13 protein-coding genes are annotated in these 12414 nt (G+C 62.4%); 7 read left to right on the forward strand and 6 right to left on the reverse strand.

Annotated features, from left to right (window positions below):
- Window positions 1–15 precede the first annotated feature (15 nt).
- From EGJ68_RS08195 to EGJ68_RS08205, 3 genes are all read right to left on the reverse strand, one after another.
- Window positions 16–2076, reverse strand: coding sequence for a TonB-dependent receptor (locus EGJ68_RS08195; RefSeq protein WP_123033936.1), 2061 nt, complete (start codon window positions 2074–2076; stop codon window positions 16–18).
- 3 nt (window positions 2077–2079) lie between these two features.
- Window positions 2080–2508, reverse strand: coding sequence for a group II truncated hemoglobin (locus tag EGJ68_RS08200; protein ID WP_035525847.1), 429 nt, complete (start codon window positions 2506–2508; stop codon window positions 2080–2082).
- 115 nt (window positions 2509–2623) lie between these two features.
- Entirely contained in the window at window positions 2624–3652 is a 1029-nt protein-coding gene (locus EGJ68_RS08205; protein ID WP_123033937.1) for a phospholipase A, read from the reverse strand.
- Window positions 3653–3830: 178 nt separating this feature from the next.
- Between EGJ68_RS08205 and EGJ68_RS08210 the strand changes: the two genes are divergently transcribed.
- The 6 genes from EGJ68_RS08210 to EGJ68_RS08235 all read left to right on the forward strand — a co-directional run bounded on the left by EGJ68_RS08210 (window position 3831) and on the right by EGJ68_RS08235 (window position 8327).
- Window positions 3831–4934 (forward strand): phosphoribosylaminoimidazolesuccinocarboxamide synthase, encoded by a 1104-nt coding sequence (locus EGJ68_RS08210; RefSeq protein WP_123033938.1) that lies wholly within the window; start codon window positions 3831–3833, stop codon window positions 4932–4934.
- A gap of 9 nt (window positions 4935–4943) precedes the next feature.
- Window positions 4944–5699 (forward strand): sulfite exporter TauE/SafE family protein, encoded by a 756-nt coding sequence (locus tag EGJ68_RS08215; RefSeq protein WP_123033939.1) that lies wholly within the window; start codon window positions 4944–4946, stop codon window positions 5697–5699.
- A 74-nt stretch (window positions 5700–5773) separates the two neighbouring features.
- Window positions 5774–6451: a DUF3313 family protein gene (locus tag EGJ68_RS08220; protein WP_158283565.1), complete on the forward strand. Its 678-nt coding sequence runs from the start codon at window positions 5774–5776 to the stop codon at window positions 6449–6451.
- A 15-nt stretch (window positions 6452–6466) separates the two neighbouring features.
- Complete coding sequence (locus EGJ68_RS08225; RefSeq protein WP_123033941.1) at window positions 6467–6868, forward strand: TIGR01244 family sulfur transferase; 402 nt, start codon at window positions 6467–6469, stop codon at window positions 6866–6868.
- A 5-nt stretch (window positions 6869–6873) separates the two neighbouring features.
- A complete protein-coding gene (locus EGJ68_RS08230) occupies window positions 6874–7650 on the forward strand; it encodes an NUDIX hydrolase (protein WP_123033942.1) in 777 nt (258 codons plus the stop codon).
- Complete coding sequence (locus EGJ68_RS08235) at window positions 7647–8327, forward strand: cytochrome b/b6 domain-containing protein (RefSeq protein WP_123033943.1); 681 nt, start codon at window positions 7647–7649, stop codon at window positions 8325–8327. Before EGJ68_RS08230 ends, EGJ68_RS08235 begins: the two co-directional genes overlap by 4 nt.
- A gap of 50 nt (window positions 8328–8377) precedes the next feature.
- On the opposite strand, the gene EGJ68_RS08240 is transcribed toward EGJ68_RS08235, so the two are convergent.
- Window positions 8378–8857, reverse strand: coding sequence for a c-type cytochrome (locus EGJ68_RS08240; RefSeq protein ID WP_123033944.1), 480 nt, complete (start codon window positions 8855–8857; stop codon window positions 8378–8380).
- 202 nt (window positions 8858–9059) lie between these two features.
- On the opposite strand from EGJ68_RS08240, the gene EGJ68_RS08245 reads away from it, so the two are divergent.
- Window positions 9060–10772, forward strand: coding sequence for an FAD-dependent oxidoreductase (locus tag EGJ68_RS08245; protein ID WP_123033945.1), 1713 nt, complete (start codon window positions 9060–9062; stop codon window positions 10770–10772).
- A 4-nt stretch (window positions 10773–10776) separates the two neighbouring features.
- Here the strand turns inward: EGJ68_RS08245 and EGJ68_RS08250 are convergent, their stop codons facing one another.
- Together EGJ68_RS08250 and EGJ68_RS08255 are read right to left on the reverse strand one after the other, a co-directional pair.
- Window positions 10777–11376 (reverse strand): HupE/UreJ family protein, encoded by a 600-nt coding sequence (locus tag EGJ68_RS08250; protein WP_123033946.1) that lies wholly within the window; start codon window positions 11374–11376, stop codon window positions 10777–10779.
- Window positions 11373–11960 carry a HupE/UreJ family protein gene (locus EGJ68_RS08255; protein ID WP_123033947.1) on the reverse strand — a complete coding sequence of 196 codons (588 nt, stop codon included), beginning with the start codon at window positions 11958–11960 and terminating at the stop codon, window positions 11373–11375. Before EGJ68_RS08255 ends, EGJ68_RS08250 begins: the two co-directional genes overlap by 4 nt.
- Between the last annotated feature and the right edge of the window lie 454 nt (window positions 11961–12414).

Here is a 12414-nt window from a genome sequence, read left to right on the forward strand (position 1 = left end):
GGCCCCTCGGTCGCGCTAGCTGGCGTCCCAGCCGTAGCGCAGTTCCAGGAAGACGCCGCGTGGCCGGCCAACAAAGTAGCGGTAGTTGCCAAAGCCGACATCGGCGCGTTCAGCATAGTCTTCGTCAAGCAGGTTGGTCACGCGCAGTGTGGCGCCCAGTTGACGTGTCAACGAGGCGCTCATGCGCAGGTTCAGGAGCGAGTGGCCCTCGTACTTGAACTGGTTTTCCGGCTCCAGGTAATACTCGTCCATGTAAACCCATTCCAGTTCGGCGACCGGCGCGCTGCCGTGCCGGGGCGCGAATTCCCAGCCGACCCGGGCGCTGCCGAACAGGCGTGGCGCGGTATCGATATCGTTGCCGTCGATGGATGCGTTCACACCCAGTGGCAGAGCGTTATTGGCGTAGCGGTGGCGTGCGGCGCTGGCATCGAGTGCGGCGTACCAGGCGTTGCTGCTGCGGTAGTCCAGGCTCAGCTCCAGTCCGGTATGCTCAGTACGTGCACCGCTCACGTTGCGGCGGTCGGCATCCTGGAAAATCACCTCGTCCTTGTTCATGTGATACAGCGACAGGTCGTAGCCAAAGCCGGCACCGTTGTTGCCGCGCAGCCCCAGCTCGATATTGTCCATCACTTCGGAATCCAGGTCGGCAACCGATTGCCCGGACTGCAGGCGGTACAGCTCACTGGTATCCGGGGCACGGAAGCCGTTGGCCACCCGCAGGTAAACGCTGTGGCCCGGACGCAGCAGGAAGCTCGCGCCGGCATTCACCGACCAGTCAGTGAAGCTGTCGCTACGGTCTGCTACGCGGAAGAAACGGCAAGCCGTGGCCTCGGGCGCGCACACCGAGCCATCTGGTCCACGGTTGTCATAGTCGTAGTGGGTGTACTCCACGCGCAGGCCGCCATCCAGTGTCCAGCGGTCGGACAAGGCGTAGTTTGCCTGTGCCCAGGCCGCCCCAACGCTGGCATCCACGGTGTAATCGTAATGCGTGCCCTCCGGTTGATTCGGGCTGAACGGCTGCGCCTGCACTTCCTGCAGCGAACCTTCGGTCATTTCGAGGTCTACGCCGCCCACCCAGCTGAGCGCACCCTGTTCAACGTGCAGCGCGGTTCTCAGGCCGAGGGATTCATGGGCATTGGTTTCCACCGGCTGCCAGGGCAGGAAATGCTGCAGGAACTCCATGCGGTTGCGGCGCAGATACGGGGTGATGCTCAGCTGCATGGCGTCCCCGAGGTCGCGGGTGGCCTCACTGTAGAGGCGCAGCGACCAGGCATCCCGGTAGGCTTCCGGGTTGGGATTGCTGCGGCGCAGGTCGTCATCCTTGTAGGCCTCAAACCCCTGAATGAACCCGGCGGTTTCCTGATTGAGGTTGGCGCCATCCAACACGGTCCGAAAACTCCAGATGTCGCCTGCGTAGTCGTGCCGCAACGTGAGCTTTTCCTGATCGTAGCCGGAGTCATCCTGGTAGCCACCATCAGTGGCCACATTGCCTCTGAGGCTGAACGCGTGGCGGCCAGCCCCGTGATTAAGGCTCAGTTTCGCCCGGTAATAGTCGTCGGGGCCGGTTTCCAGGGCGATCTGCTGCCCCGCTGCCGGGTTGGGGGCGGCGCTGAGAACATTGATCACGCCGTGCAAGGCGTTGGAGCCGTAACTGGCACCCGCGGGGCCCTTGATAACTTCAATGCGGCCGGCTTGCTCCAGATTGGCATCGAACAGCTGGTTGACGTTGCAGAAACCGGGTGCGCGCAGGCTGATGCCATCCGCCGCCACGAAAAATGAACCACAGCCCCCCGCGCCGGTCAGCACCGGCGAACGCAGGGCGGTAAGGCTCTCCTGGCCGTTGCCGCGGCTTATCCAGGCGCCGGGCACCTGCTGCATGATTTCGTTGGGGTGGGTGTGGCCGATGAGCGTCAGCGCCTCGTCGTCCACGATAGACCAGGACAAGGGCAGACGGCTGGCGTCCTCGCTGATACGTTTGGCGCTGACAATCACCTGCTCCATAACCGGTTCGCTACTGGCAGCAGAGGTGAAGAGGGCGACGAGGAGGGTGCTTGTCAGTGTCTTGCTAGCGTGCATAACTTATCCTGCGGCAATAATGTTCGGGTTGTTGCGCGGTGAGTCGTCGTTGTCGCGATTCTGCACTGCCTGTGCAATACGCTGCAGAGGCACACGCAGCATGTCCTTCACGGTGTCGCTGGCGCCGCCTTCCTGCAACGCCTGCTCCATGCACCACAGCCACTGCTCGGTCATTTTCGGGCCGATGTGGAAAGGCGCATGGGGCTCGGTCAAACACACGCCACCGTGCTTTTCCGCATACCGGGGCGGGCCGCCCATCCAGCCTGTGAGGTAGTCTGTTAACCGCTCGGTCACGGGGCCGAGGTCATCCGCGTGCATGGCGCGCAATTCGGCGACCTCGGCACGGGTATCCATGATGCGATAGAAGTCCTCGCACAGGCGCCGGATGCCGGCGTCACCGAGGATGGCGTAGGGGGTATTGGGTGTGGTCATAGTCGCGGTTTGAGTTGTGGTGACAGATGCGGGGCAGTGTACGCGCCGCGGCCCCGAATGTCGTCCCCACAGGGCCGGCAGAGTGAACCACGGGCGGTGCAACAACGCGGCGGGATTATAGCAAATCGGTCATGGATACGCCGATGCCGATACGGCTCTGGTGAAGGTCGTAATCAATCAGGCTCTCGCCGTAGCCGTTGAAGTATTGAACATAGCCCTTGAAGCGTCGATTGACCGGAAAAGTCCATTCCAGCTGTACCGAGCCGCGATTCTCCGACTGCAGGTTGTTGCGCAGCTGTACGGCAAACTCATGCTGCTCCCACTTCCAGATACCGGTGAGGTCGCCGTAACCCATATAGTCTTCGATATCTGGATTATCGTCACTGCTGCCGCTCTCCGGAATGCGGTACCAGCCGCGCACATTCAGGGTCATGCGGCGGCGTTCAAAGGCGGCACCGGCCACAATGCGGTTCCAGCTGCGTGACAGGTCACCCCCCTGACCATTGGACTCGTGCACGAAACCCACGTCCCACAGGGTGTTGGTGAAGCCCCAAAAGCGCCAGTTATTGGCGAAGGACAGCGTTACCTCGGGCTGGTAGTTGGTCTCGCGAAAAGGTGAAGACTCGTTGTAGAGTTGCCACCAGTTGCGCTGCGTGTAAGCCACCCACAAGTGGTTGTTGCGCCCGAGAATGTTCTCCCAGGCTATGGTTTTCAGGCTCAGCTGGAACTTGGCCTCCAGCCGATCCATGGGCTCGTCGGGCTGTTGCAAGGCCCAGGCGTCGCGGTTCAAGGTGTCACTGTAGGTTAGTGGCAGCAGGTAGTTGCGGTGGTGAGGGGTGATCACCCAGGCGTTGCCGGTGATTTCTGCTTCCTCGGCGATGCGCTTGCCGAACAACAGTTCTTCTTCCGCCAGATTGACGGGTTCGACGGCCTCTTCCTCCAATCCTGGCTCACTGGTACCCGCGCCCCAGCCGCGGGAGGACTCCTCGGTATCGGGCAGGCCCGGAGCACTGCGCCCAGCGGCGGTGTCATAGCAGGCCAGGCGAGCCTGGTCATCGCTGATAGAGACACAATTTTCGGCCAGCGCTGCGGGCGCTGCTGTCATTGCGGACAGCAGCAAAAGGAAGGTGCGATACTGTTTCATGAGCTCAGAGCAGAGAATGAATCGTCGAACAGTGTAGCGGAACCGCCGGCTCAGGGACAGGCGGCCCTGGGTGCAGGGTCCCGGCCTGCTCTGCTAGAATCGCGCCTTGTTCCGTGCGGCCTGTCGCGCGCGCACATCAATTGATTGCTCCTGCAGGAGCACAACTCGGGAATCTGTCATGAGCCTTGCCCACACTGTGTTGGCGGTGAACAACGACCTTCCATTGCGTGTGGGGGCCCCGGTCCACTCGGGCAAGGTGCGCTCGGTTTACTGGCTCACCGCGAGCGACAGTGAGCGACTCATCCGCGAACGCGATTACCCGGTGGCGGCGGGAACACCGCTCGCCGTGATGGTCATCAGTGACCGCATTTCCGCTTTCGAATGCCTTTGGGAGGCCGAAGAAGGTCTTGCCGGTGTGCCGGGCAAGGGCGCAGCGCTCAACGCTATTTCCAACCACTGGTTTCAGCGCTTCCGCGAGCACGGGCTGGCGCCCAGCCACATCCTCGAAACACCGCATCCGCTGGTATGGATTGTACAGAAAGCGCGGCCGGTGATGATTGAAGCCATCGCCCGGCAGTACATCACCGGTTCCATGTGGCGCGCCTACAGTAAAGGTGAGCGTGTATTCTGCGGCCTGCGCCTGCCGGAGGGGCTCACGCGCGATCAGCAGTTGCCGGACCTGCTCATTACCCCGTCCACCAAGGGTATTCTGCGCGGTATTCCCGGCGTACCCGAACAGGACGACGTCAATATTACGCGCACCGACCTGGTCGATAATTTCAGCGCGTTTGGTTTTCGTTCAGCCGCTGACGTAGGGCATTATGAGTCGCTCCTACGCGCCGGGTTCGAGGTGATCAGTCGTGAACTCGCGTCACTCGACGAGGTATTCGTGGACACCAAGTTCGAGTTCGGCTACGTGACCAACGCCGACGGCGAGCAACAGATGATCTACATGGACGAAGTCGGCACGCCGGACTCTTCGCGTATCTGGGACGCCCCCGCCTGGCGCGATGGGCGGGTGGTGGAGAACTCGAAGGAGGGGTTTCGCCAGTTACTGCTCAGTCACTTCCCCGACCCGGACATCCTCCTCAACAAAGACCGCATGCCCGAGCGCCTCGCGCTGGCGCGCGATACCTTGCTGCCGGCATCGGTGCTGCAGCAGGTTGCGGCGACCTATACCGGCCTGGCGGAAAAAATCACCGGCCGACCGCTGCCACGCAGTGACGACCCGCGCCGCGAGATCCTCGATATTCTGGGCGCCGAGTTCGGCCTGTTGGCCTGAGCTGGCACTGTGCTCTCCGACCCCGCGTTCTACCTCGTCAGTGTGCCCGCGGTACTGCTCTACGGCATCGCCAAGGGCGGCTTTGGTGGCGCCGTGGCGATACTCGCTGTGCCACTCATGGCGCTGGTCATGTCGCCCACCCAGGCGGCGGGCATCCTGCTGCCGATTCTGGTGGTGATGGACGCGTTTGTGGTACGCACTTACTGGGGCCACTTTGATCGTCGCGCACTGCGGCTGTTGCTGCCGGGCGCTCTGGTCGGCATTGCCTTGGGCTATCTCACCGCAGGTGCGATGGACGACAACTACATGCGCATACTGGTGGGCCTGATATCCATGCTGTTTGGCCTGCAGCAATTGCTCGGCTTTGCCGGGCGCGCCAGTGGCCAGCATCGCGCAGGGCCCGCCGCCGTCTTTGGCACACTGGCTGGCTTTACCAGTTTCAGCATCCATGCGGGTGGGCCGCCACTGACCATGTACCTGTTGCCCAAGCGCCTGCCACCGTTGTTGTTTGCCGGCACGGCGGGCCTGTTCTTCGCGGTGGTCAACGTCGTCAAGCTGATGCCGTACTACTGGCTGGGCCAGTTCACCGCCGCGAACCTGCTGTACTCACTGATTCTGGTACCGCTGGCGCCGCTGGGTGTGTGGGTCGGGCATGCGCTGGTCAAACGTTCGCCCACAGGATTCTACTACCGGGTCATCAGTTTTTTCCTGGTGGTGCTGGGCGTGAAGTTGCTCTGGGACGGGCTGTCGGGGCTGCTGATTTGAGCGCTGTAACGGTGGTATAGCGCCCGCAGATTGCCTATAGTGGAGCGGTTACATGTTTCCGAATGGAGAGTCCCATGTCGCGACTAACAATAAGCGTAATCACGCTGGCAGCGGCGGTATTGGCAGGCTGCGCAACCACTCCTGAAGTCACCGACGACGGACTGGTCCGTGCCGACGGGCACCGTTTTGCTGATGTCTACGTGCGCCCCGGTGCAGACCTTGCGCACTACCAGCACCTGCAGATAGCCGATTGCGAGGTGGCGTTTCGCAAGAACTGGCTGCGCGACCAGAACCGTGACAGCCGCAGTGTGACCACCCGCCTGCGTCAGGATGATGCAGACCGCATTCGCGGCGATATGGCCACGGCCTGTGATGAAGAGTTTCGCGCAGCGTTGCTCAAACCACCCGCCTACTCACTGGTGGAGGCGCCCCGGGAGGGTGAGGACACCCTGATCCTGCAGCCGGCCATTGTGAACCTGGATATCAATGCCCCGGATGTGCAATCCTCGGCCCGCGTCCGCAGTTATACCACCTCCGCTGGCGAGATGACGCTGGTGCTGGAGCTGGTGGACGGTGTGACCGGAGAGGTGCAGGCTCGGGTTGTCGACCGCCGGCGCGGTATCGACCAGGGCATGCTGCAGTGGACCAGCAGTGTAACCAATCGCGCAGAATTCAATCGCATCCTGAAACGCTGGGCCGATCTGTTGCGTGACAGCTTCGACCGTGTGCGCGCCGGGCCGGATGCCGTTTAACAGGAGGATCAGGCTATGAAGATCGTTGAGGTGACATCCCGCGTTGCCGTCTCCGAGCAAGTGGGGATCGCCGATGTGCCGGCGATCGCGGCTGCCGGCTTCAAGGTACTCATCAACAATCGCCCAGACGGCGAGGCGCCGGGTCAGCCCACGTCCGCAGAATTTGCTGCAGCGGCGGCAGAGAACGGCCTGCAGTACGTGTACTACCCGGTAACCGGCATGAACTTCCCCGGCCCCGACTTGCCCGGCCTGGCAGCGGCGTTCGACAATGCCGAGGGGCCTGTGCTGGCGTTTTGTCGCAGTGGCACGCGCTCCATCAACCTGTGGCTCGCGACGCGATCAGCAGAGGATCTGCCGGTTGCACTGCAACGGGCTCGCAGCCTGGGTTACGACCTGTCGTTCATCGGCCAGCAGTAAGGGCCATGCAGCCGAAAGAAGAGCCGCTGGCGCAGCGCAAAGCGCCAGAGTCCAGCGATGGCGACCTCAAAGTTGTACCTGCACGACCGGCGAGCACCGTGGTCTTGCTGCGCGACGGGCCTGAGGGTCTGGAAACCTTGCTGCTCAAGCGCAACAAGGCATTGCTGTTCGCAGGAGGCTACTGGGTGTTCCCTGGCGGCGCCCTGGAAGCGAGCGACTGGGAGCAGGCGGGCGGTGATGAAGAGCGCGCTACCCGCATTGCGGCGGCCCGTGAAGCGGAGGAAGAATCGGGTCTGAAGCCAGCGCCGGACGCTATGGTGCTGATCAGCCATTGGACCACGCCAGTTGTTGAGCCCAAGCGGTTTTCCACCTGGATCTACGCGGCCCCGGTGGCAGCACACGCGCAGGTGACGATAGACGGCAGCGAGATTCACGCCTCACGCTGGCTGCCGGTGGCGCAGGCGGTACGTGAGCACGATGCCGGTGAACTCGGTGTGCTGCCGCCCACGTACATCACGCTGTGTGATATCGCGCGCTATGCCAGTGTTGAAGAGTTACTGCGTGTGGAGCGTTCGCGGCCTCCGCAGGCGGTGTTCCCCCGCTTCTGCCACGGCAATGGCGAAGTGTTCGTCATGTTCCGCGGCGATGCCGGCTATGAGAGCGGTGACGGCAACCGTGATGGTGCCCGGCATCGTGCGGTACTGGAAGACAAGCGCTGGCGCTATGTGTATGAAGGGGTAGACGCCGAGTTTCCCTGCCTGATCGGGCCTGAATCACCTTGAACCGAACACCTGGAAACGCTGATCGCGCCGGCTTTCCGCTCTGGGACTGGCCCACACGTGTATTCCATTGGTCACTGGTGGTCTTGCTGCCACTGGCGTGGTGGACCGCCGAAGAAGGCCAGATGGAGCGTCACGAGTGGGTTGGCTATACCGTGTTGGTGTTGGTGCTTTTTCGCCTGGGCTGGGGGCTGATAGGCAGCCGTCATTCCCGCTTCAGTGACTTCCTGCGTGGCCCCCGCACGGTGCTGGGTTATCTGCGTGGCCGTGAGCCCGCGGGCGCGGGGCACAACCCGCTCGGCGGTTGGTCGGTGCTGGTATTGCTCACGCTGCTTCTCGCCCAGGCGGTGAGCGGTTTGTTCAACAGCGACCGGATTCTGTTCAACGGCCCGCTGTATTACGCGGTCGACAGCGACACTCGTGATTTTCTCGGCGTGGTACACGAGTGGGCGTTCAACGGATTGATGGCGATGGTCGCCCTACACCTGCTAGCAGTTGCCTGGCACCAGTGGCGGTTGGGAGAAAAGTTACTGCAAGCCATGTGGCTGGGGCGCGCTGATGGCCGCGAAGGGCAGGAGCCTGCGGTGGCCCTATGGCGGGCTGTGTTGTTGGTTGCTGGTGTCAGTGGGCTTTTCTGGTGGGTGCTACAACAGGCGCCACCGCCACCGCGGATGTGGTAGCGGCGTCACGCTAACAGAAGCCGCTGATGCGGCTCCGGCACTCAGCGCGCTCAGTACAGGTAATCTTTCGACTTGTACTCGTCGTGGCAGGCCTTGCAGGTTTGCCCAACAGCGCCGACTTGCTGCGCAATGGCGGCACGGTCACCCCCTTCTACAACGCTCGCCAGTTCCTTCACAGCGCTCGTCATATCGTCGTGCTTCTGCGCGAAATCATCCGGGTTTTCCCAAATTTCCGGTTGGGCGCGGGTAGTGCCCTTGTCAGAGCCCTCGGGAAAACCGCGCAGCACGTTCAGGGAGGCAACGGCGTTCATGTCGTCTGTGAACCCTTGCAGCTGCTCCTGGTTCCAGGGCATTTCGCCTTTCACCATGGCACCAATGGGGCCGAAGTTCGCGCCCAGCAGCGCAAAATAGGACTGTCGATAGGACTGGTGGAATTCGTTTTCGTCGAGGTGCGAAAACGCGAGGGGGGACAAGGCCAGGACGGCAACCGATGCCAGTGCAGCGACAGGCTTCAGAACGGATTTGCTCATGGTGCGCTCTCTTGTTTGCAGGGGTTCATGCCATGCTATAGGGCCTTGCCCCTGTCTGGCAAGCGCGTGCTGGTGCCAATTCGGTCGCCGTTGGTGCCCGCGACGGACAATTTCTTGAACCTGCCCTGTGTTACGCCCACGGTTGCTGCGGAAACGGCCCCCAGTGGGCTACCATGTGCGTTGCTTTGGTATGAGGTATGGCATGAGCGCGCAGCAGTGGGATTACAGTTTTGATGTGGTTGTGGTGGGGTCTGGCAACGGTGGTCTCACCGCGGCCCTGTGCAGCTACGAAATGGGCACGCGCGACGTGCTGGTGGTGGAGAAGTCCGACCTCTATGGCGGCACCAGCTCCATTTCCGGTGGCGGGGTGTGGATTCCCGGCAATCGCTATGCACGCGAAGCCGGCGCCGAGGATTCCGTAGAGAAAGCGCGCACCTACCTGCGCCAGTTGATCACGGAAGAGGAAGTGCCCGATTACCAGTTGGACGCCTTCCTCGAGAACGGCCCCAAGATGGTGGACTTCCTGCACGAGCGCACCCGGGTGCGCTACGTGACGTTGGAGCATTACCCCGACTATTACACCAATCTTGAAGGGGCCATGGTGGGGCACCGCTCCATGGAGCCGGAAACCTTTCCGGCCAGCGAGCTTGGTGAGGAATGGCGTCGTTTGCGGCGCACTCACCCGATGATGCATCTCGGTGGCCTCATCGGCTTTACCCAGGTGGAGGCGGCGCTGCTGATTGGCCAGCAGCCCGGTTGGTGGAAAACCGCCGTGAAACTGGTTGCCGCCTATGTGGCGGATATTCCCTGGCGCCTGAAGGACAAATACCACCGGCGCCTGGCCACCGGCTGTGCCGGCGTGGCGCGCCTGCGCGCTTCCATGCAGGACCGGGACATTCCGCTCTGGCTGAATACCCCCATGCGCCGTGTGATCGATGAAGACGGTGTGGTCACCGGCATCGAGGTCACGCGCAACGGTGAAACCCTGCGCATTCAGGCGCGCAAGGCGGTCATTCTCGCCGCCGGCGGTTTCGAGCACAACCAGGCCATGCGCGAGCAGTACCTGCCGCAACCCACGGACCACACCTGGAGTGCGGGTACCCTCGACAACACGGGTGACGCGATTGTGGAAGGCCAGCGCCTGGGTGCCAAAATGCACCGGCTGGACGAGGCCTGGTGGTGCAACACCATCTCGGTGCCCGGTGAAACCATCCCGCGCCTAAGCATCATGGAAAAGTCCTACCCCGGGTCGATTGTGGTGAACCCGGCGGGTGAGCGTTTCAGCAACGAATCGCAAAACTATATGGCGTTCCAGCAGGAAACCTTCGCCAAGCACAGCGAGGAGAACCCCTGTAACCCCAGCTGGCAGATATTCGATGCCAACTTCCGCGCCAGCTATTTTGTCGGCCCGCTGTACAACAGCACCTTCCGGCCCGACTGGGCATTGCCGAAGCGCTACGAGACCGAGGGTTTCTTTGCCAAGGCGGATACCATCCCCGAGCTTGCCCGCAAGATCAACGTGAACCCCGATGGCCTGTCGGCCACGGTAGCCAAGATGAACCAATACGCGGTAACCGGTGTCGACCCCGACTGCCAGCGTGGCGATTCCGCCTACGACCGCTACTACGGCGACCCGCGCGTCACCCCCAACCCCTGCCTGGCAGCTATCGACAAGCCGCCGTACTACGCCATGAAAGTCGACCCCGGCGATTTCGGCACCCAGGGCGGCATGGTGTGCAACGCGGATGCCCAGGTATTGCGTGAAGACGGCTCGGTGATCCCCGGCCTGTATGCCATTGGCAATTGCAGTGCGCCCACCTTGCCCTGCTACCCAGGCCCCGGCTCAACCCTCGGTCCGGCCATGACCTTTGCCTACCAGGCCGCCAAGGCCATTAGCGGCTACAACGAGGCCTGAGGCCTCAAGGCACCAGCCAGCGCATCGCGTACACCAGCGTTGCGCTGGCCGCGCCCCAGGAACCCAGCACCCGCAGCCCAATGCGCTGCCAGCCCTTTGAGGCGCGCTCGCTCAAGTCCGCCACCAGCAGCAGGCAGGCGAATGCGCCCAGTGCCGTACCGGTGAGCGTGGCAACATAGGGCCCCAGAGCCAACCCTTCGGGCGCGGAGTCCAGCCCCAGCAGCAGCGCCACCGCAGCCCCGGCAGGAAGAAACACCCCGATGGGCCAGCGCCATTGCACGACTGCCAGCAAACCCGCCAGCGCCGAAAACAACAGCAACAGCGGCTCCTGGCCGCCACCAAAACGCGTACCGGAGAGCGCCAGGCCCGCTACCAATGCCGGCAGGAAGCCCAGGTAGGTTCTGCGCACGGCCGCCATGCCCCGTTGCCCCGCCAGCAGGCCCAACATCACCAGGGCAAGCACATGCGCCGGCACCACGAGCGGGTGCAGAATGCCACCGTAGAACTCTCCAATGCCCTGCATGGGCGCGTGCGACCAGGCGGGCACCGCTGTGCACAGCAGTGCACCGCCCGTGAACAGGCGGCGCCGGTTGCCAGTGTTCAAATGGCCTGGCCGAGGAACATAACACCGGCGATAGCGATAAGCGCGCCCGCCGCTCTCACTACCATGCGCCCAATGGGCCAGCGCACCAGCAGGCCAAAGCTGATACCGGACAGGTGCAACAGCCCCGTGGCAATCACGAAGCCCAGGCTATAGGCCAGCGGGCTGGCTGCTTGTGGCAACTCCGTGCCGTGGGCGTGGCCATGGAAAATGGCGAAACAGGCAACCAGCACACCCGCAATCCACAGTGGTGGACGCGCGGCCAGCAGAATCATGGCGCCCAGCACCAGAGCCGATGCGGCAATACCGATTTCCACCCCGGGAAGGGCCACACCGGCGAGGCCCAGCGCGCCACCAACGGCCATCACCAGGGGAAACACCACCGGCAACAGCCACAGGGCAGGGCTGCCGAGAAATGCCCCCCACAGGCCTACCGCCACCATCGCCGCCACGTGGTCCCAACCCAGCACCGGGTGCAGCAGGCCGCTGACGAAACCTCCGCCAATATCCGCTGCCGAATGTGCCTGCGCATTGGTGGCGAGTAGCACGCCGAGACCGGCGACCCACAGTAGCTTGCTTACCTGCATGATGTTATCTCCTTAATTTTGAGCGGCAGGATAGCTTGAACGAGACGAAAGATGAATGCTCTGCCGAGTGGTATAGGCGAATACGTACGCGTGAAACGTGCCCTGGGTCTGACGCGCCAAAGAGTGGTGGAAAGACTTGGCGCACGGCGTGTTTTGGTTACTCAGGTGTGCGTGGTATAAGTGTTAGCGTGTCTTTTCAGCGGCCTTGGGCTGAATTGGGGTTCAAAGGTGTGTAACGCCCTGAACCTGTTGGGGATTTTGGCGACGGGAATATTGGGGGGCGTAATGGTTTGGGCTTGCTAATTCCTGGGGCCGAGATGCTTGAGGGTCTATGTGAATGAAATACCGGGGTTTTTCATGGTGATCGGTCGTTCAATTGCGGCGTTAGCAAGCCGGGAGTTAGTCGGCATGGTCTTGCTAATACGCTGTTATGTGTCGGTCTTCTTAGGCAGCA

The sequence above is a fragment of the Haliea alexandrii genome, assembly GCF_003719295.1.
Taxonomy (GTDB): Bacteria; Pseudomonadota; Gammaproteobacteria; order Pseudomonadales; family Halieaceae; genus Haliea; species Haliea alexandrii.

Excerpts from the sequence above, each read along its gene's own strand:
- EGJ68_RS08245 (WP_123033945.1), top strand. The coding sequence starts at position 9,060 with ATGAGCGCGCAGCAGTGGGATTACAGTTTTGATGTGGTTGTGGTGGGG.
- EGJ68_RS08225 (WP_123033941.1), top strand. The coding sequence starts at position 6,467 with ATGAAGATCGTTGAGGTGACATCCCGCGTTGCCGTCTCCGAGCAAGTG.
- EGJ68_RS08195 (WP_123033936.1), bottom strand. The coding sequence starts at position 2,076 with ATGCACGCTAGCAAGACACTGACAAGCACCCTCCTCGTCGCCCTCTTC.
- EGJ68_RS08240 (WP_123033944.1), bottom strand. The coding sequence starts at position 8,857 with ATGAGCAAATCCGTTCTGAAGCCTGTCGCTGCACTGGCATCGGTTGCC.
- EGJ68_RS08205 (WP_123033937.1), bottom strand. The coding sequence starts at position 3,652 with ATGAAACAGTATCGCACCTTCCTTTTGCTGCTGTCCGCAATGACAGCA.
- EGJ68_RS08210 (WP_123033938.1), top strand. The coding sequence starts at position 3,831 with ATGAGCCTTGCCCACACTGTGTTGGCGGTGAACAACGACCTTCCATTG.
- EGJ68_RS08220 (WP_158283565.1), top strand. The coding sequence starts at position 5,774 with ATGTCGCGACTAACAATAAGCGTAATCACGCTGGCAGCGGCGGTATTG.
- EGJ68_RS08230 (WP_123033942.1), top strand. The coding sequence starts at position 6,874 with ATGCAGCCGAAAGAAGAGCCGCTGGCGCAGCGCAAAGCGCCAGAGTCC.
- EGJ68_RS08200 (WP_035525847.1), bottom strand. The coding sequence starts at position 2,508 with ATGACCACACCCAATACCCCCTACGCCATCCTCGGTGACGCCGGCATC.
- EGJ68_RS08255 (WP_123033947.1), bottom strand. The coding sequence starts at position 11,960 with ATGCAGGTAAGCAAGCTACTGTGGGTCGCCGGTCTCGGCGTGCTACTC.